Below are 17,949 nucleotides of genomic sequence, written 5' to 3'. Positions count from 1 at the left end.
ATAGAGCACCGCTTCAAACTCAAAAGAGGCCGGCGGACCGCCAGCCTCCCAAATCCGGTTGCCCGGAAATTACTTCTTCTTACCAGCGATCGCCTTTGCCGGACCCTTGCGGGTACGAGCATTGGTGTGCGTGCGCTGGCCGCGAACCGGCAGGCCGCGACGATGACGCAGACCGCGGTAAGAACCAAGGTCCATAAGACGCTTGATGTTCATCGCGGTTTCGCGACGCAGGTCACCTTCGACCTGGTAGTCACGGTCGATGGTTTCGCGGATCTGCAGAACTTCGGCATCCGTCAACTGGTTGACGCGACGCTCGGCCGGGATACCGACCTTCTCGCAGATTTCCTGAGCAAACTTCGGTCCGATCCCGTGAATGTAACGAAGCGCAATAACTACGCGCTTTGCAGTCGGGATGTTGACGCCAGCGATACGAGCCACGCCTGTTCTCCTTGCATTCCTTTTGCCTTGGCAAAGGGTCTTGTTATGCAGCCCGGGAGCTGCTTGTTCAATGTGCGTCCGCCACATGTCAAAACGACCGTACCCGGACTTCCCGTTGGAAATCCGCGCCGATCGCATAGCATGTCGCGAGTTGGCGCGGTGTTTAGCGGAATCAGCGCAAAAAAGCAACCGCTCCGGCAAGTTTATTTTAGGCTATCTAAAGCTTAGCCAGGATAGCCTCTATGCTGTCGGTCACATGCTCGATATCGGCCATGCCGTCGATGCTCTGCAGCTTACCCTTTGCATAGTAGTAACCGATCAGCGGCGAGGTCTCCTTGTAGTAGACCTGAAGACGAGTCGCCATGGTTTCGGCATTGTCGTCCGGACGGCGCTTGAAATGCGTCGAACCGCATTTGTCGCAAACGCCTGCCGTTGCCGGAAGCTTGTCAGTGTCGTGATAGACACTGCCGCAGTTCGAGCAGGAATAGCGGCCCGAAACACGGCGAATCAGTTCGGCGTCGTCGACCCTGAGCTCGATCACGATGGAGAGCTCGAGGCCCTTCGCATTGAGCATCTTTTCGGTTGCATCCGCCTGGACCAGCGTGCGCGGGAAACCGTCGAGGATGAAACCCCTGGCGCAATCGGGCTGATCGATACGCTCGGAAACGATGGCGTTGACCACCTCATCCGGAACGAGCTTACCAGCCTTCATCAGAGCGTCGGCGCGCTTGCCGACTTCCGTGCCGGCCTGAACGGCCGCGCGCAGCATATCGCCTGTGGAAAGCTGCGGAATGCCATGCTTCTCCACGATGCGTTGGGCCTGGGTCCCCTTACCTGCTCCCGGCGGCCCTAAAAGTATGAGTCTCATCGCCCCCTCTTTCCTCCACGCAACTTCGATTTCTTGATCAGGCCTTCATATTGCTGTGCGATCAGGTGACCCTGAATCTGCGCCACCGTATCCAGCGTTACGCTAACCACGATCAGAAGCGAAGTGCCACCCAGAGACAAGGGAATACCTGTCTGGGATACGAGAATTTCGGGCAGGATGCAGACGAAGACAAGATAGATCGCGCCGATGACCGTGATGCGGGTCAGCACGTAATCGATATATTCGGCAGTGCGCTCGCCCGGACGGATGCCCGGAATGAACCCGCCATGCTTCTTCAGATTGTCGGCCGTGTCCTTCGGATTGAAGACCAGCGCGGTATAGAAGAAGGCGAAGAAGGCAATCAGCGCGGCGTAGAGCACCATATAGACGGGCTGTCCGTGGCCGAGTGCTGCAACGATGGAGGTAACCCAGGTCGGCAGCGCCGTATTGTTGCCAAGACCGGCAGCCGTTGCCGGCAGCAGCAGCAGCGACGATGCAAAGATCGCGGGGATAACGCCCGAAGTGTTGAGCTTCAGCGGCAGGTGCGACGTATCGCCCTGGAACATGCGCGTGCCAACCTGGCGCTTCGGATACTGGATCAGCAGGCGGCGCTGCGCGCGCTCGACGAAGACGATAAGCGCGATGACCAGAATGGCGACGATCAGCACGGCGAGAATAAGAGGCGTGGAAAGCGCGCCGGTGCGGCCAAGTTCTAGAGTGCCGGCGAGCGCGGTCGGAAGACCGGCGGCGATACCGGCGAAGATGATCAGCGAAATACCGTTGCCGATACCGCGCGACGTCACCTGCTCACCGAGCCACATCAGGAACATCGTGCCGCCGAGCAGCGTGATGACGGTGGAAATGCGGAAGAACCAGCCGGGGTCGACGACTACGCCGTTGCCGTGCTCAAGGCCGATCGCAATGCCATAGGCTTGCAATGCGCCGAGCAGTACCGTGCCGTAGCGGGTGTACTGGTTGATGATCTTGCGGCCCTGCTCGCCTTCCTTCTTCAGGTTTTCAAGCGACGGGACAACCGAGGTCATCAGCTGAACGATGATCGAGGCCGAGATGTAGGGCATGATGCCGAGCGCGAAGATCGCCATGCGCTGCACTGCGCCGCCCGAGAACATGTTGAAGAGGCCAAGAATGCCGCCCGACTGATTCTGGAAAGCCTGAGCGTAAGCGGCAGGATTGAGGCCAGGAAGCGGAATGTGGGTGCCGAGCCGGTAGACGAGGAGAGCACCGAGCGTAAACCACAGGCGCTTCTTGAGATCCTCGGCTTTGGCAAAGGTAGAAAAATTGAGGTTGGACGCCAATTGTTCCGCTGCAGAAGCCATGCAAATCTCCGCATCACCAATTCCGGCATAGTCGGCCGAGCCCGGAATCAGTCTGTAAATTGTTCAAAAGCCGGGCTTCGGACGGATTGCGCTGCAATCGGGCGCCTCACCCTTGGTTCCCGTTATCGATCGGAAAGACACTTGCCGCATCGATCAGATTCGTGAGGCTCACATATGGGAGCAAAATCGCCCGAAGTGAAGTCACTTCGGGCGATTATTGATAATATTATTCTGCGGCAGCAGCGAGCAGCTTGACGGAACCGCCAGCCTTTTCGATCTTCTCGACTGCGGACTTGGAGGCGCCTGCAACTTCAAGAGCAAGCTTCGCCTTCAGTTCGCCGTCCGAGAGAACCCGAACGCCGTCCTTGACGCGGCGAATAACGCCGGCAGCCTTGAGAGCTGCTGCATCAACGGTGTTCTTGGCATCGAGCTTGCCGGCATCGACGGCAGCCTGAATGCGTGCCAGCGATACGACAACGTAGTCGGATGCGAAGATGTTGTTGAAGCCGCGCTTCGGCAGACGACGGTAGATGGGCATCTGACCGCCTTCGAAGCCGTTGATCGCAACGCCCGAACGGGACTTCTGACCCTTCACACCACGGCCACCGGTCTTGCCGGAGCCGGAGCCGATGCCGCGGCCGAGGCGCTTGCGGCTGTGGGTCGAGCCTTCGTTATCCTTGATTTCATTCAGTTTCATAGCGAATTACCTCCGGCTCACTTCTCGTCGACAACGCGAACGAGATGCTGGACAGCACGGATCATGCCACGAACAGCCGGGGTATCTTCCAGCGTGCGGCGACGGTGCATCTTGTTCAGTCCGAGACCGATCAGCGTCTTCTGCTGAACATCCGGACGGCGGATCGGGCTGCCAATCTGCTCGACCGTAACGGTCGCCTTAGCTTCAGCCTTTTTGGTCGTCTTGGCCATAGGTCAAACTCCCTTATTCTTCGGAGGCGTTGCCCGAAGCGGCGCGGCGAGCCTGCAGGGTGGCATACTTGATGCCGCGCTGAGCTGCGATGTCCTTCGGGTGAACCTGGTGCTTCAGGGCGTCGAACGTGGCGCGAACCATGTTGTACGGGTTCGACGAACCGGTCGACTTGGCAACGACGTCATGAACGCCGAGCGTTTCGAAAACGGCGCGCATCGGGCCGCCGGCGATGATACCGGTACCGACCTTGGCCGAGCGCAGCAGAACCTTGCCGGCGCCGTGGCGGCCATGAACGTCGTGATGCAGCGTACGGCCGTCGCGCAGCGGTACGAAGATCATGTCGCGCTTGGCGCTTTCGGTTGCCTTGCGGATGGCTTCCGGCACTTCGCGTGCCTTGCCATGGCCGAAGCCTACGCGGCCCTTCTGGTCGCCAACGACGACGAGAGCAGCGAAGCCGAAGCGACGGCCACCCTTAACAACCTTGGCGACGCGGTTAATCGCGACCAGCTTGTCGACGAATTCGCTATCGCGCTCTTCACGGCTCTGACGGTCTTCCCGCGGAGCCCTCTTTTCCTGTGCCATTGTCCTCTTCCTTTTTCTTTTCCGGGTGCAATCGGCAAACAAAACGAAGACCGCATGCATTCCCTTGCGGGAAACCTGCGGTCCGGTGAATATCCGGCCGGCATCCTTGGGATCACCGGCCGGAAATCTGATTAGAAGGTCAGGCCGCCTTCGCGGGCTGCTTCAGCCAAGGCCTTGATGCGGCCGTGGTAGATGAAAGCGCCGCGATCGAACACGACTTCCTTCACGCCGGCCTTGGAGGCGCGCTCAGCAACGAGCTTGCCAACGAGAGCTGCGGCTGCGGTATCGGCACCGGTCTTCAGAGAACCGCGCAGATCCTTGTCGAGGGTGGAGGCAGCCGCGAGGGTCTTGCCAGCCACGTCATCGATGACCTGGGCGTAGATGTTCTTCGACGAGCGATGAACCGACAGGCGCGGACGGCCATTGGCCACCGACTTGATTTGACGGCGCACGCGGTTGGCGCGACGCGCAAGTGCTTCTTTCCTGCTAGCCATTTCGCGTGTTCCTTACTTCTTCTTGCCTTCTTTGCGGATGATCCGCTCTTCGGCATACTTAACACCCTTGCCCTTGTAGGGCTCGGGGCCGCGGTATTCGCGGATTTCAGCTGCAACCTGGCCGACCTGCTGCTTGTTGATGCCGGTGACGACGATTTCCGTCGGCTTCGGCACAGCGATCGTGATGCCCTGCGGCGGCTCATAAACCACGTCGTGGCTGAAGCCGAGCGCCAGCTGCAGGTTCTTGCCCTGCATAGACGCACGATAGCCGACGCCGTTGATTTCGAGCTTGCGCTCGTAGCCGTCCTTAACACCCTTCAGGATGTTCTCGATCATCGTGCGGGACATGCCCCACTTTGCGCGAGCATCCTTGGAGTCGTTGAGCGGCGTCACGACGATTGCATTGTTTTCCAGCTTGAGACCGATTTCGTCGTTAGCGACGAAAAACAGCTCGCCCTTGGGGCCCTTAGCAGTCACTTTCTGGCCATCAACCGTGGCCGTGATCCCTGCAGGTACCTGAACGGGCTTCTTACCGATACGAGACATTTTTCAAACCTGTCTGTTTCGAAGGAGATATCTCTGTTCGATCTTAGAAGACCGAGCAGAGAACCTCGCCACCAACATTCTGTTCGCGAGCCTGGTGATCGGCCATCACACCCTTCGGAGTCGAAAGGATGGTGATGCCGAGGCCGTTCGCGACCTGCGGAATGGACTTGACCGAGACATAAACCCGGCGGCCCGGCTTGGACACACGGCCGATCTCACGGATCACCGATGCGCCTTCGTAGTACTTGAGTTCGATGTTGAGCTCAGACTTGCCGTTGCCGAAATCGACGACGGAGTAGCCACGGATGTAGCCTTCAGCCTGGAGCACATCGAGAACGCGTGCACGGAGCTTGGACGCAGGCGTCGAAACCGACGACTTGCGGCGCGAAGCGCCATTGCGGATGCGGGTGAGCATATCGCCCAAAGGATCAGTCATAGACATCTAATCTGCTCCTTACCAGCTGGACTTGACGATGCCCGGCACCTTGCCGAGATTGCCGAGTTCACGCAGCGCGATACGCGACATGCGCAGTTTGCGGTAGTAGGCGCGCGGACGGCCAGATACTTCGCAACGGTTGCGAATACGGGTCTTCGATCCATCGCGCGGGAGCGATGCCAGCTTCAGAGTGGCCTTGAACCGGTCTTCGATCGAGAGAGACTGGTTCATGATGATTGCCTTGAGAGCAGCCCGCTTTGCGGCCTGGTTGGCAACCGTATTGCGGCGGCGCTTGTTCTTTTCAACTGCGCTTGTCTTCGCCATATCAGGGTTCCTTTTCTACGCTCGTCGTTACGGTTATTGACGGAACGGGAAGTTGAACTCTTTCAGAAGAGCCCGTGCTTCGTCGTCGGTCGTCGCCGTCGTGCAAACGATGATGTCCATGCCCCACATCTGATCAACCTTGTCGTAGTTGATCTCAGGGAACACAATGTGCTCCTTGATGCCCATGGCAAAATTGCCACGACCGTCAAAGCTCTTCGGGTTCAGGCCGCGGAAGTCGCGAACGCGCGGAAGCGCGATGTTGACCAGACGATCCAGGAACTCGTACATGCGGGCGCCGCGCAGGGTGACCTTCGCGCCGATCGGCATATTTTCGCGGACCTTGAAGCCAGCGATGGAGTTGCGTGCGCGGGTGATGACCGGCTTCTGGCCAGCGATGGCCGCCAGGTCAGCAGCAGCAACGGTCGGCTTCTTCGAATCAGCCGTCGCTTCGCCAACGCCCATGTTGATCACGATCTTGTCCAGCTTCGGGATCTGCATCTCGTTGGCGTAGGAGAACTTCTCCTGCATCGCTGCACGGATGCGAGCAACGTATTCCTTCTTGAGCCGCGGCTCGTACTTTACCTCAGCCATCGATCACTTCTCCCGAGGTCTTGGCCACGCGGACCTTCTTGCCATCCACAACCTTGAAACCGACGCGGGTCGGCTTGCCGTCCTTGTCGACGATCGCCAGGTTGGACAGGTGAAGCGAGGCTTCCTTGCTGATGATGCCGGCTTCCTGGTTCTGCGTCTGGCGCTGATGGCGCTTGATGACGTTGACGCCACGAACGACCGCACGGTCTTCCTTCGGCAGCACTTGAATGACTTCGCCGGTACGACCCTTGTCCTTACCGGTCAATACGACAACCTTGTCGCCTTTACGGATCTTCTGCATCGCTCCGCTCCTTACAGTACTTCTGGAGCCAGCGAGATGATCTTCATGTGGTTCTTGGCGCGAAGTTCGCGCGGAACCGGTCCGAAGATACGGGTGCCGATCGGCTCTTTCTTGTTGTCGATGAGGACTGCTGCGTTGGTATCGAAGCGGATGACGCTGCCATCCGGACGACGGATGTCCTTGGCGGTACGAACGACAACCGCCTTCATCACGTCACCCTTCTTCACACGGCCGCGCGGAATAGCTTCCTTGATCGAAACGACGATAACGTCGCCGATCGAGGCATACTTGCGCTTCGAGCCGCCCAGCACCTTGATGCACATGACACGACGTGCGCCGGAATTATCCGCCACGTCGAGGTTTGTTTGCATCTGAATCATGTCAGGTCGCCTTCTTGTTGTTACCGGAATGGTTGGGCCAATCGACCCCCTACCCCGGCTTATGGACTAGTGTCTTGTCTGATTATGCCTGGCTTCGGGATCACAAAGGATCGTCTCTGCCGGCCATCAATAAAGCAAAAGAACGCCCGTTCTCGAGCGTCCTGCTTCCAAGCTCGTGCTTCATACAGATATTTCGCCCAAGCGCAAGGGCCTGAGCGAAATTCTGTTACTTGGACTGGGCGGAAACGACCGTCCAGGTCTTGTCCTTGGAGATCGGCGCGCATTCCTCGATGGAAACGACGTCGCCGGTCTTGTACTGATTGTTTTCGTCGTGAGCCTTGTACTTCTTGGAACGACGAACGGTCTTCTGGAGCAGCGGGTGAGCGAAACGACGCTCCACGCGGACAACTACCGTCTTCTCGTTCTTGTCGCTGACCACGACGCCCTGCAGAATGCGCTTCGGCATGTTATTCTTCCTTTAGGCCTTTGCTTCTGCCGCCTTCTGGCGGGCAATGGTTTTTACGCGAGCGATGTCCTTACGGACTTCGTTGATGCGCGAGGACTTCTCGAGCTGGCCGGTCGCCTTCTGAAAGCGCAGGTTGAACTGCTCCTTCTTCAGCTTGGCAAGCTCGTCCTTGAGTTGGTCGGCGCTCAGGGCGCGAACATCTGCGGCTTTCATGAGCTTCTTCCTTACTCTGCAATGCGCTGAACGAAGCGCGTCTTGACCGAGAGCTTGGCAGCGCCGAGGCGCAGAGCCTCGCGAGCGATTTCTTCGCTCACACCGTCGATCTCGAACATCATACGGCCGGGCTTGACCTTGCATGCCCAGTATTCGACAGAGCCCTTACCTTTACCCATACGGACTTCGGTCGGCTTTGCGGTTACCGGAACATCCGGGAACACGCGGATCCATACACGGCCGGCGCGCTTCATATAGCGCGTGATCGCGCGGCGAGCCGCTTCGATCTCGCGAGCGTTGACGCGGTTGGGCTCCTGCGACTTCAGGCCGAATTCGCCGAACGCCAGATCAGAACCACCCTTGGCAACGCCCTTGATGCGGCCCTTGAATTGCTTGCGGTACTTCGTACGCTTTGGATGCAACATTTTCTTATTCTCCGAACTTATCTGCCACGTACGCTATCAAGCGTTGTCGCGGCGACGGTCTCTATCGCGATCGCGGCTAGCCGGACCCTGGGCGTCGCCTTCGAGCGCGCGGCGTTCGGAGGCCATCGGATCGTGCTCAAGGATTTCGCCCTTGAAGATCCAGACCTTGATGCCGCAGATACCGAAAGCGGTTTCTGCTTCAGCCGTACCGTAGTCGATGTCGGCGCGCAGCGTATGCAGCGGCACGCGACCTTCGCGGTACCATTCCGTACGAGCGATTTCAGCACCGCCGAGACGACCGGCGCAGGTGATCTTGATGCCTTCGGCGCCAAGACGCATCGCGGACTGAACGGCGCGCTTCATGGCGCGACGGAAAGCAACACGGCGTTCCAGCTGCTGAGCGATCGACTGGGCAACCAGCGTCGCGTCGATTTCCGGCTTGCGAACTTCAACGATGTTGAGGTGCGTTTCGGAATTCGTCATGTCCGACAGCTTCTTGCGGAGCTTGTCGATGTCAGCGCCCTTCTTGCCGATGATCAGGCCCGGACGAGCCGAGTGGATCGTGACGCGGCACTTCTTGTGCGGACGCTCGATGACCACCTTGGAGATACCAGCCTGCTTCAGTTCGTTCATGACGAACTTGCGCATCTTCAGGTCTTCGTGGAGGAGCTGGCCGTACTCGGCATTGTCCGCGAACCAGCGGCTATCCCAAGTGCGGTTGATGCCAAGACGAAAGCCGATCGGATTGATTTTCTGACCCATTATGCGGCCTCCCCTTGAGCTTCCACTTCACGAACGACGATCGTCAGGTGCGCGAACGGACGCTCGATGCGAGACGCACGGCCGCGGCCACGAGCGTGGAAACGCTTCATGACGATCGACTTGCCGACGTAAGCTTCCGCTACGACCAGCGAGTCAACGTCGAGATCGTGGTTGTTTTCTGCATTGGCGATCGCAGATTCGAGCGTCTTCTTCACGGCGCCAGCGATGCGCTTGCGCGAGAATTCCAGCTCTGCGAGCGCGCGATCAACCTTCTTGCCACGGATCGAAGCCGCGACCAGGTTGAGCTTCTGCGGGCTGACGCGGAGCGTGCGCGCAACTGCCTGCGCCTCATTGTCCTTCAGCCGGCGTTCGGTTTTTGCCTTGCCCATTGTTACTTCCTCTTCGCCTTCTTGTCCGCACCGTGACCATAGTAGGTACGGGTCGGGGCGAACTCGCCGAACTTGTGTCCGACCATGTCTTCATTGACGCTGACCGGAATGTGCTTGCTGCCGTTGTAGACGCCGAAGGTCAGACCAACGAACTGCGGCATGATGGTGGAGCGACGGCTCCACATCTTGATTACTTCGTTACGTCCGCCTTCACGCACCTTCTCAGCCTTCTTGAGAAGATAGCCGTCAACAAACGGACCTTTCCATACTGAACGAGCCACTTGAGACTTCCTCTCTTACTTCTTGCGCTGATGGCGCGAGCGCATAATCATCTTGTCGGTCGACTTGTTCGACCGCGTACGCTTGCCCTTGGTCGGCTTGCCCCACGGGGTCACCGGATGGCGACCACCAGAGGTGCGGCCTTCACCACCGCCGTGCGGATGGTCGACCGGGTTCATGACAACGCCGCGGTTATGCGGCTTCTTGCCACGCCAACGCGAACGACCGGCCTTACCGTCGTTGATGTTGGCATGATCCGGGTTCGAAACCGCGCCGATCGTTGCCAGGCAATTGCCATGCACGAGGCGCTGTTCGCCAGAATTCAGGCGAAGGATCGCCATACCCTGGTCGCGACCGACGAGCTGGGCGTAGGAACCGGCGGAGCGAGCGATCTGACCACCCTTGCCCGGCTTCATTTCCACGTTGTGGATGATGGAGCCGACCGGGATGAACTGAAGCGGCATGGTGTTGCCCGGCTTCACGTCCACTGCCTTTTCCGAAGCGATGACCTTGTCGCCGGCAGCGAGGCGCTGCGGAGCGAGGATGTAGGCCAGTTCGCCGTCCGTGTACTTCACCAGAGCGATGTAAGCGGTACGGTTCGGATCGTATTCGATGCGCTCGACCGATGCTTCAACGTCGAACTTGCGACGCTTGAAGTCGACCAGACGATAGCTGCGCTTGTGACCACCGCCCTGGAAGCGGACAGTGATGCGACCGGTGTTGTTACGGCCACCCTTGGAGGTGAGGCCTTCCGTCAGCGTCTTGACCGGCTTGCCCTTGTAGAGCGAGGAGCGATCGACGATGACCAGCTGACGCTGGCTCGGGGTCGTCGGATTGAATGTTTTCAATGCCATTTTCTTATTCCTCAGAGACCGGTGGAGACGTCGATCGACTGGCCTTCGGCGAGCGTCACAACAGCCTTCTTCACGTCCTTCTGCTTGCCGACGAGACCCTTGAACCGCTTGGTCTTGCCGAGGCGCAGCAGAGTGTTAACGGCCGTAACCTTGACGCCGAAGAGCGCTTCGACGGCAGCCTTGATTTCCGGCTTCGTCGCGGTCTTGGCAACGTTGAAAACAACCTGGTTATTGTCCGAAAGCAGCGTGGACTTTTCGGTGATCGCAGGAGAAACGATCACATCGTAATGGCGAAGATCCGTCACTTGAATCGCTCCTCTAGAGCTTCAACTGCAGCCTTGGACAGCACGAGCTTGCCGCGGCGCAGGATGTCGTAAACGTTGATGCCCTGAACCGGCAGAACATCGATATTCGGAATGTTCTGGGCTGCGAGCTTGAAGTTGCTGTCGAGTTCAGCGCCGCCGATGAACAGAGCGTTCGTCAGGCCGAGCGTCTCGAAAGCGCCAGCGAGTGCCTTGGTCTTGGCTTCGGTAGCGACGAGATTGTCGATAACAATCACGTCTTCAGCCTTGAACTTGGCCGAGAGAGCGTGACGCAGGCCGAGGGCGCGAACCTTCTTCGGCAGATCATGCTCGTGGCTGCGGGCGACCGGGCCGTGAGCCTTACCGCCGCCGCGGAACTGCGGAGCGCGAGCCGAATGGTGACGAGCGCGGCCCGTACCCTTCTGCTTGTACATCTTGGCGCCGGTGCGCGCTACGTCCGCGCGGCCCTTGGCCTGATGCGTGCCCTGCTGCTTCTTGGCAAGCTGCCAGCGAATAACGCGAGCGAGAATGTCTTCACGCGGCTCGAGGCCGAAAATCGCATCAGAAAGGGAAACCTTCCCGGCGTCTTTGCCCTCAAGGGTCTTGACGTTGAATTCCATTGGTTTGGCTCCCTTACTTCGCTGCCGACTTGACGGCGTCGCGCACGATGATCCAGGCACCCTTGGAGCCGGGAACCGCACCCTTGACCAGGATCAGACCACGATCTTCGTCGGTCGATACTACTTCAAGGTTCTGCGTCGTAACGCGCGTCTGGCCCATGTGACCAGCCATCTTCTTGTTCTTGAACACCTTGCCCGGGTCCTGGCGCGAGCCGGTCGAACCGTGCGAACGGTGCGAAACCGACACACCGTGCGTGGCGCGCAGACCGCCGAAGCCATGGCGCTTGATGGCGCCGGCAAAGCCCTTACCGATCGTCGTGCCGGTCACGTCGACGAGCTGACCCGCCGTGAAGTGACCTGCGTTGAGTTCGGTGCCGACTTCAAGCAGATTGTCTTCCGTGACACGGAATTCTGCGAGCTTGGCCTTCGGCTCCACGCTTGCAACGGCGAAATGGCCGCGAAGAGCCTTCGTCGTGTTCTTAACTTTAGCCTGGCCGGCACCGAGCTGAACTGCGATGTAGCCATTCTTTTCAACTGTGCGCTGGGCTACGACCTGGCAGCCTTCCATACGCAATACGGTAACCGGGACATGCTCGCCGGCGTCGTTATAGACGCGGGTCATTCCCACCTTCTGTGCAATCACACCTGAACGCATCGGTTCAATCCTTCTCACTCAGCTCGAAGACCGGAGGTCTTAGAGCTTGATCTCAACATCGACACCGGCGGCGAGATCGAGCTTCATCAGCGCGTCTACCGTCTGCGGGGTCGGGTCAACGATGTCGAGGAGGCGCTTATGCGTGCGCATCTCGAACTGCTCGCGGCTCTTCTTGTCGATGTGCGGGGACCGGTTTACCGTAAACTTCTCGATACGAGTCGGAAGCGGAACGGGGCCCCGGACGCTAGCACCGGTGCGCTTCGCCGTCGACACGATCTCGCGCGTGGACGCATCGAGAATTCGGTGATCGAACGCCTTCAGGCGAATGCGGATATTTTGGCCGTTCATTCGACGTTATCCTTGTGTTTGTTATCTCGCGTGCCTCTCGAAAAAGGGCACGGATTGTTCTGTTTCCTAAGGCGGACCACCGGTTTCAAAGATCGAGAGGGACGCCGGCGACGGCATCCCCATCCACTCTTTAGGCCTTTCGGCCCACCTTATTGTTAATTTCATTGGCCGCTTCGTCATCCGAAGCAGCGCGCAAATCGCGCTCGCGCGCCATTTGCAACATTTCTATGTCATAAGCAAGCGGCTACAGCCGCTTGCATCATAATATTGTCATCGAATCGGCCACTCGGATGGAGTGGCCGCCTTCGAATTACTCGACGATGGATGCGACGATGCCTGCGCCGACGGTACGGCCGCCTTCGCGGATTGCGAAGCGAAGCTTTTCTTCCATCGCGATCGGAACGATCAGCTCGACGGCAACCGTCACGTTGTCGCCAGGCATAACCATTTCCGTGCCTTCCGGAAGCGTCACGATGCCCGTCACGTCCGTCGTACGGAAGTAGAACTGCGGACGGTAGTTCGTGAAGAACGGCGTATGACGGCCGCCTTCTTCCTTCGTCAGGATGTAGGCTTCTGCCATGAACTTCTTGTGCGGCTTGACGGAACCCGGCTTGCACAGGATCTGACCACGCTCGACGCCGTCACGGTTAACACCGCGGATCAGTGCGCCGATGTTGTCGCCAGCCTGGCCCTGATCGAGCAGCTTGCGGAACATTTCAACGCCGGTAACCGTCGTCTTCGACGTCGGACGAATGCCGACGATTTCGACTTCTTCACCAACCTTGACGATACCACGCTCAACGCGGCCCGTCACAACCGTACCACGGCCAGAGATCGAGAACACGTCTTCGATCGGCATCAGGAACGGCTGGTCGATCGGACGCTCAGGCGTCGGGATGTAGGCGTCAACCTGAGCCATCAGCTCGCGGATCGCGTCTTCGCCGATCTTCTTGTCCGAATCTTCAAGTGCAGCAAGCGCCGAACCCTTGACGACCGGGATATCGTCGCCCGGGAAGTCGTAAGACGACAGAAGTTCGCGAACTTCGAGCTCGACGAGCTCGAGAAGTTCTGCGTCGTCAACCTGGTCGACCTTGTTCAGGAACACCACGATCGCCGGAACGCCAACCTGGCGAGCAAGCAGGATGTGCTCGCGCGTCTGCGGCATCGGGCCGTCAGCGGCAGAGCAAACCAGGATCGCGCCGTCCATCTGTGCGGCACCCGTGATCATGTTCTTGACGTAGTCGGCGTGGCCGGGGCAGTCAACGTGCGCATAGTGACGGTTCGGCGTCTCGTATTCAACGTGGGCCGTCGAGATCGTGATACCACGAGCCTTCTCTTCCGGAGCCGCGTCGATCTGGTCGTACGCCTTGAACTCGCCGAAGTACTTCGTGATCGCTGCCGTCAAGGACGTCTTGCCGTGGTCAACGTGACCGATCGTACCGATGTTAACGTGCGGCTTATTGCGCTCAAACTTACTCTTTGCCATTTTCGGCTCTCCGTTTTCCTGTCCCCTGGGGGATCAATTCTTGTTATCGGTCAATTGGTATTCCGGTCACTTCTGACCGGAATACTTTGCCTGGATTTCCTGTGCGACGTTCGACGGAACCGGCGCATAATGATCGAAGGTCATCGTGTACTGTGCACGGCCCTGAGACATCGAACGCAGGTTATCCACGTACTTGAACATGTTCGCCAGCGGGACGTTCGCGTTGATGACAACAGCGATACCGCGGCTTTCCTGGCCCTGGATCTGACCACGACGCGAGTTCAGGTCGCCGATGACGTCGCCGACGTAATCTTCCGGCGTTACGACTTCGACCTTCATCATCGGCTCGAGGAGCTGGGCACCAGCTTCGCGGGCTGCTTCACGGAAGCAAGCGCGGGACGCGATTTCGAAGGCCAGAACCGACGAGTCGACGTCGTGGAAGGCGCCGTCGATGAGCGTCGCCTTGACGCCGAGCATCGGGAAGCCAGCCAGCGGGCCGGAAGACAGAACGCTTTCGATACCCTTCTGAACGCCCGGGATGTATTCCTTCGGAACGGAACCGCCGACGATCTTGGACTCGAACTTGAAGTCGTCGCCGTCCGGGTTCGGTTCGAACACGATCTTGACGCGCGCGAACTGACCGGTACCACCCGACTGCTTCTTGTGGGTGTAGTCCTTTTCCGTCTGACGCGTGATGGTTTCGCGGTAAGCAACCTGCGGCGCGCCAACGGTAGCTTCAACCTTGAATTCACGACGCATGCGATCGACGATGATGTCGAGGTGAAGTTCACCCATGCCGGCGATGATCGTCTGACCCGATTCCTGATCCGTCTTCACGCGGAAGGACGGATCTTCGGCAGCCAGACGGTTGAGCGCGAGGCCCATCTTTTCCTGGTCGCCCTTGGTCTTCGGCTCGATCGCAATCTGGATGACCGGCTCGGGGAATTCCATGCGCTCGAGGATAACCGGCTTCAGCGGATCGCAGAGCGTATCGCCAGTGGTGGTTTCCTTGAGGCCGGCCAGAGCAACGATGTCGCCAGCGAAGGCTTCTTCGATGTCTTCACGCGAGTTGGAGTGCATCTGCAGCATGCGGCCGACGCGCTCGCGCTTGTCCTTAACCGTGTTGATGACCGATGCGCCCTTTTCGAGCTTGCCGGAATAGATGCGGGCGAAGGTGAGCGAGCCGACGAAGGGGTCGTTCATGATCTTGAATGCCAGCATGGACAACGGCTCGCTGTCGTCAGCGTGACGTTCGATTTCGGCTTCCGTCTTGAAGTCGATACCCTTGATCGCCGGAATATCGAGCGGCGACGGCAGGTAATCGACAACGGCGTCGAGCAGCGGCTGAACACCCTTGTTCTTGAAGGCGGTGCCGCAGAACATCGGATGGAACTTGACGTCGATCGTGCCGCGACGGACGAGCGCGCGGATCTGATCGTTGTCAGGCAGGTTGCCTTCGAGGTAGGCTTCGGTCGCGGCTTCGTCGATCTCGACAACGGTCTCGATCAGCTTTTCGCGGTACTCAGCAGCCTTGGCCTTCATGTCTTCCGGAATTTCGACGACGTCCCACTGAGCGCCGAGCGATTCGTCGCGCCAGATGAGAGCGTTCATCTCGATCAGGTCGACAACGCCCTTGAAATCGCTTTCAGCGCCGATCGGCAGCTGCATGACGACGGCGGTCGCGCCGAGGCGGGTCTTGATCATCTCGACCGAGCGATAGAAGTCAGCGCCGGTCTTGTCCATCTTGTTGCAGAAGATCATGCGCGGAACATGATACTTCTCAGCCTGACGCCATACGGTTTCCGTCTGCGGCTCAACGCCGGCATTGGCGTCGAGCAGAGCGATGGCACCGTCGAGAACGCGCAGCGAACGCTCGACTTCGATGGTGAAGTCGACGTGGCCGGGGGTGTCGATGATGTTGAAGCGGCGGGTCTTGCCGTCGCGGCCCTTCCAGAAGGTGGTCGTAGCAGCAGAAGTGATCGTGATGCCACGCTCCTGCTCCTGCTCCATCCAGTCCATGGTGGCTGCGCCGTCGTGCACTTCGCCGATCTTGTGCGACTTGCCGGTGTAGTAAAGAATACGCTCGGTCGTCGTGGTCTTGCCGGCGTCGATGTGCGCCATGATACCGAAATTGCGGTAGTCTTCGATTTTATATTCGCGAGCCATAATGGACTGCCTTTCCGAAACCGTTCGGGATTACCAGCGATAATGCGAGAACGCGCGGTTGGCGTCAGCCATCTTGTGCGTGTCTTCGCGCTTCTTGACGGCAGCGCCGCGGTTGTTGGAGGCATCGAGAAGTTCGCCGCACAGACGGTCAACCATCGTCGTCTCGTTACGCTTACGAGCAGCGGTGATCAGCCAGCGGATGGCCAGAGCCTGGCGACGCTCAGGACGCACATCAACCGGAACCTGGTACGTAGCACCACCAACGCGGCGCGAGCGGACTTCAACGTGCGGAGCGATGTTATCCAAAGCCTGATGGAACACGCCGAGCGGCTCCTGCTTTGCCTTGCCCTGCACGGCGTCAAACGCGCCATATACGATGTTTTCAGCTACGGACTTCTTGCCGTCCAGCATGATGGCATTCATGAACTTGGTAACAACCAGATCGCCGAACTTCGGGTCCGGATTGATCTCGCGCTTTTCTGCTCTATGACGTCGGGACATGTAACTTCTCGTCTCTCAACTGTTTGCGACGCTTCACCACGCGGAGAACCTCGCGCAGCGCCGGATTATCTAAAAAACCGAATTACTTCGGACGCTTTGCACCGTACTTCGAACGGCGCTGCTTGCGGTTCTTGACACCCTGGGTATCGAGAACGCCGCGGATGATGTGGTAGCGAACACCCGGAAGGTCCTTAACGCGGCCGCCACGGATCATGACGACAGAGTGTTCCTGAAGGTTGTGACCTTCGCCGGGGATGTAACCAATGACTTCGAAGCCGTTGGTCAGGCGGATCTTTGCGACCTTACGCAGAGCCGAGTTCGGCTTCTTCGGCGTCGTCGTGTAGACGCGGGTGCAAACGCCGCGCTTCTGCGGGTTCTCCTGGAGAGCGGGAACCTTATTACGCTTAACCTGCGCCTGGCGAGGCTTACGGATCAGCTGGTTTACGGTAGGCATTCAACCATCCCTTGTAAATCTATGTCGACACCCTTGCGGGCTTCACTTGCGCCGTCACCGGCAACGACACACGTTCGTCTCAATGCGCAAAACATGGCCCGATCCGCTTTCGCAGATGGACCACAAAAAAGCAGAGGACGCCAAAAATAGCGTCTTGCGTGCAGCATTCGTGTCTTCAACGTGCGTTTAGAACCTTGTTTGAGGTGAACTCCAGGGCGCGTCGCCCCGAATAGCCATGCCTCACATGGGTTCCGATGGCGGCGGTACTACTGGTTTCCCGCCGGTTCGTCAAGGCCGGTTAAGAAATTATCTTTGTCATAAAGCCCGGAAAGGCCGGGCAAACCAGCCATTTGGCGCATTGGATACGGAAATGCCGCCTCCCCGGCAAGATGGACTTTGGTATTTTGTCAAAATCCCTATAAGGAATCACCGAAGGACATTTCCATCCGACGGACCCGCACGGCGAAAAGGAATCGCCGGGTCGATTCGACACTCCCGAAGGAAGACTCATGATTACAGCGCCAGACAACGACAACAATTCCGACGGCCCCATGGTCTTCATCATCATCGGCAAGGGATATGAGACCGATGGCGGCGAAGGCATCGACCTGCACGTCATGCTGAAAGCGCCTGACGACGACACCGCCGTGCGCGAGGCGCTGAACGCGCTTGCCGAAGAAGGCTTCATCGAGGCCGACCTCGATCAGATCGGCCTGCTGACGGATATTCCGGACGAAGAGCCGCACGCCTCCGCCTATCAGGGCGCGCTCGAAGGCGAAGTCGCGATTATCCGCTTCCGCTGAC

The 17,949-nt window shown here is 58.7% G+C and carries 29 protein-coding genes; 1 reads left to right on the top strand and 28 read right to left on the bottom strand.

Going from position 1 to position 17,949, the window contains the following annotated elements; translation table 11 throughout:
- Positions 1-69: 69 nt before the first annotated feature.
- From rpsM to rpsL, 28 genes are all read right to left on the bottom strand, one after another.
- Entirely contained in the window at positions 70-438 is a 369-nt protein-coding gene (rpsM, locus tag ABOK31_RS05410; protein WP_004118424.1) for a 30S ribosomal protein S13, read from the bottom strand.
- A gap of 217 nt (positions 439-655) precedes the next feature.
- Positions 656-1,306: an adenylate kinase gene (locus ABOK31_RS05405; RefSeq protein WP_349958010.1), complete on the bottom strand. Its 651-nt coding sequence runs from the start codon at positions 1,304-1,306 to the stop codon at positions 656-658.
- On the bottom strand, positions 1,303-2,643 hold the full coding sequence (gene secY / locus ABOK31_RS05400) for a preprotein translocase subunit SecY (protein WP_174174447.1): 1,341 nt from the start codon (positions 2,641-2,643) through the stop codon (positions 1,303-1,305). The genes ABOK31_RS05405 and secY overlap by 4 nt, the downstream gene beginning before the upstream one ends.
- A 226-nt stretch (positions 2,644-2,869) precedes the next feature.
- Positions 2,870-3,340, bottom strand: coding sequence for a 50S ribosomal protein L15 (rplO, locus tag ABOK31_RS05395; RefSeq protein ID WP_095434669.1), 471 nt, complete (start codon positions 3,338-3,340; stop codon positions 2,870-2,872).
- Between the two features lie 17 nt (positions 3,341-3,357).
- The gene (gene rpmD / locus ABOK31_RS05390; RefSeq protein WP_007690786.1) at positions 3,358-3,570 is read right to left on the bottom strand and encodes a 50S ribosomal protein L30; all 213 of its coding nucleotides are present in this window, start codon (positions 3,568-3,570) and stop codon (positions 3,358-3,360) included.
- Positions 3,571-3,583: 13 nt separating this feature from the next.
- Complete coding sequence (rpsE, locus tag ABOK31_RS05385) at positions 3,584-4,153, bottom strand: 30S ribosomal protein S5 (protein WP_004118414.1); 570 nt, start codon at positions 4,151-4,153, stop codon at positions 3,584-3,586.
- A gap of 131 nt (positions 4,154-4,284) precedes the next feature.
- The gene (rplR, locus tag ABOK31_RS05380) at positions 4,285-4,647 is read right to left on the bottom strand and encodes a 50S ribosomal protein L18 (protein ID WP_004118412.1); all 363 of its coding nucleotides are present in this window, start codon (positions 4,645-4,647) and stop codon (positions 4,285-4,287) included.
- 12 nt (positions 4,648-4,659) lie between these two features.
- Positions 4,660-5,193 carry a 50S ribosomal protein L6 gene (gene rplF, locus ABOK31_RS05375; protein WP_075852344.1) on the bottom strand — a complete coding sequence of 178 codons (534 nt, stop codon included), beginning with the start codon at positions 5,191-5,193 and terminating at the stop codon, positions 4,660-4,662.
- Positions 5,194-5,236: 43 nt separating this feature from the next.
- Entirely contained in the window at positions 5,237-5,635 is a 399-nt protein-coding gene (rpsH, locus tag ABOK31_RS05370) for a 30S ribosomal protein S8 (protein WP_015339607.1), read from the bottom strand.
- Between the two features lie 12 nt (positions 5,636-5,647).
- Positions 5,648-5,953: a 30S ribosomal protein S14 gene (rpsN, locus tag ABOK31_RS05365; RefSeq protein ID WP_004118406.1), complete on the bottom strand. Its 306-nt coding sequence runs from the start codon at positions 5,951-5,953 to the stop codon at positions 5,648-5,650.
- A 33-nt stretch (positions 5,954-5,986) separates the two neighbouring features.
- Positions 5,987-6,544, bottom strand: coding sequence for a 50S ribosomal protein L5 (rplE, locus tag ABOK31_RS05360; RefSeq protein WP_047634795.1), 558 nt, complete (start codon positions 6,542-6,544; stop codon positions 5,987-5,989).
- The gene (gene rplX, locus ABOK31_RS05355) at positions 6,537-6,845 is read right to left on the bottom strand and encodes a 50S ribosomal protein L24 (RefSeq protein WP_015339605.1); all 309 of its coding nucleotides are present in this window, start codon (positions 6,843-6,845) and stop codon (positions 6,537-6,539) included. Before rplX ends, rplE begins: the two co-directional genes overlap by 8 nt.
- 11 nt (positions 6,846-6,856) lie before the next feature.
- On the bottom strand, positions 6,857-7,225 hold the full coding sequence (gene rplN, locus ABOK31_RS05350; RefSeq protein ID WP_003573790.1) for a 50S ribosomal protein L14: 369 nt from the start codon (positions 7,223-7,225) through the stop codon (positions 6,857-6,859).
- 226 nt (positions 7,226-7,451) lie between these two features.
- Positions 7,452-7,691: a 30S ribosomal protein S17 gene (rpsQ, locus tag ABOK31_RS05345; protein WP_069611899.1), complete on the bottom strand. Its 240-nt coding sequence runs from the start codon at positions 7,689-7,691 to the stop codon at positions 7,452-7,454.
- A gap of 12 nt (positions 7,692-7,703) precedes the next feature.
- A complete protein-coding gene (gene rpmC, locus ABOK31_RS05340) occupies positions 7,704-7,904 on the bottom strand; it encodes a 50S ribosomal protein L29 (protein ID WP_007690763.1) in 201 nt (66 codons plus the stop codon).
- An 11-nt stretch (positions 7,905-7,915) separates the two neighbouring features.
- Positions 7,916-8,329 carry a 50S ribosomal protein L16 gene (gene rplP / locus ABOK31_RS05335; RefSeq protein ID WP_349958006.1) on the bottom strand — a complete coding sequence of 138 codons (414 nt, stop codon included), beginning with the start codon at positions 8,327-8,329 and terminating at the stop codon, positions 7,916-7,918.
- A 36-nt stretch (positions 8,330-8,365) separates the two neighbouring features.
- Positions 8,366-9,091, bottom strand: a complete 726-nt coding sequence (gene rpsC / locus ABOK31_RS05330) for a 30S ribosomal protein S3 (protein WP_004118393.1) — start codon at positions 9,089-9,091, stop codon at positions 8,366-8,368.
- The gene (rplV, locus tag ABOK31_RS05325; protein WP_004118391.1) at positions 9,091-9,480 is read right to left on the bottom strand and encodes a 50S ribosomal protein L22; all 390 of its coding nucleotides are present in this window, start codon (positions 9,478-9,480) and stop codon (positions 9,091-9,093) included. The genes rpsC and rplV overlap by 1 nt, the downstream gene beginning before the upstream one ends.
- 2 nt (positions 9,481-9,482) lie before the next feature.
- Positions 9,483-9,761 (bottom strand): 30S ribosomal protein S19, encoded by a 279-nt coding sequence (gene rpsS / locus ABOK31_RS05320; RefSeq protein WP_037199970.1) that lies wholly within the window; start codon positions 9,759-9,761, stop codon positions 9,483-9,485.
- 15 nt (positions 9,762-9,776) lie between these two features.
- Positions 9,777-10,613 (bottom strand): 50S ribosomal protein L2, encoded by an 837-nt coding sequence (gene rplB, locus ABOK31_RS05315; protein WP_174174445.1) that lies wholly within the window; start codon positions 10,611-10,613, stop codon positions 9,777-9,779.
- 11 nt (positions 10,614-10,624) lie between these two features.
- Positions 10,625-10,918 carry a 50S ribosomal protein L23 gene (locus tag ABOK31_RS05310; RefSeq protein ID WP_015339600.1) on the bottom strand — a complete coding sequence of 98 codons (294 nt, stop codon included), beginning with the start codon at positions 10,916-10,918 and terminating at the stop codon, positions 10,625-10,627.
- Positions 10,915-11,535, bottom strand: a complete 621-nt coding sequence (gene rplD / locus ABOK31_RS05305; RefSeq protein WP_112507501.1) for a 50S ribosomal protein L4 — start codon at positions 11,533-11,535, stop codon at positions 10,915-10,917. Before rplD ends, ABOK31_RS05310 begins: the two co-directional genes overlap by 4 nt.
- 13 nt (positions 11,536-11,548) lie before the next feature.
- Positions 11,549-12,190 carry a 50S ribosomal protein L3 gene (gene rplC / locus ABOK31_RS05300; protein WP_349958003.1) on the bottom strand — a complete coding sequence of 214 codons (642 nt, stop codon included), beginning with the start codon at positions 12,188-12,190 and terminating at the stop codon, positions 11,549-11,551.
- Between the two features lie 39 nt (positions 12,191-12,229).
- On the bottom strand, positions 12,230-12,538 hold the full coding sequence (rpsJ, locus tag ABOK31_RS05295) for a 30S ribosomal protein S10 (RefSeq protein WP_003547547.1): 309 nt from the start codon (positions 12,536-12,538) through the stop codon (positions 12,230-12,232).
- A gap of 310 nt (positions 12,539-12,848) precedes the next feature.
- Positions 12,849-14,024 carry an elongation factor Tu gene (gene tuf, locus ABOK31_RS05290; protein ID WP_075852341.1) on the bottom strand — a complete coding sequence of 392 codons (1,176 nt, stop codon included), beginning with the start codon at positions 14,022-14,024 and terminating at the stop codon, positions 12,849-12,851.
- A gap of 66 nt (positions 14,025-14,090) precedes the next feature.
- The gene (gene fusA, locus ABOK31_RS05285) at positions 14,091-16,190 is read right to left on the bottom strand and encodes an elongation factor G (protein ID WP_174174443.1); all 2,100 of its coding nucleotides are present in this window, start codon (positions 16,188-16,190) and stop codon (positions 14,091-14,093) included.
- 30 nt (positions 16,191-16,220) lie between these two features.
- Positions 16,221-16,691, bottom strand: coding sequence for a 30S ribosomal protein S7 (rpsG, locus tag ABOK31_RS05280; protein ID WP_015339596.1), 471 nt, complete (start codon positions 16,689-16,691; stop codon positions 16,221-16,223).
- A gap of 82 nt (positions 16,692-16,773) precedes the next feature.
- Positions 16,774-17,145: a 30S ribosomal protein S12 gene (gene rpsL / locus ABOK31_RS05275; RefSeq protein WP_003507760.1), complete on the bottom strand. Its 372-nt coding sequence runs from the start codon at positions 17,143-17,145 to the stop codon at positions 16,774-16,776.
- A 509-nt stretch (positions 17,146-17,654) separates the two neighbouring features.
- Here rpsL and ABOK31_RS05270 point away from each other — a divergent pair.
- Positions 17,655-17,948, top strand: coding sequence for a hypothetical protein (locus ABOK31_RS05270; RefSeq protein ID WP_004123433.1), 294 nt, complete (start codon positions 17,655-17,657; stop codon positions 17,946-17,948).
- Position 17,949 lies beyond the last annotated feature (1 nt).

The organism is Rhizobium sp. ZPR4 (assembly GCF_040215725.1).
GTDB classification, from domain to species: Bacteria; Pseudomonadota; Alphaproteobacteria; order Rhizobiales; family Rhizobiaceae; genus Rhizobium; species Rhizobium rhizogenes_D.
Note: the sequence above shows the minus strand (reverse complement) of the source record. Positions and strands in the feature narration are given on the sequence as shown.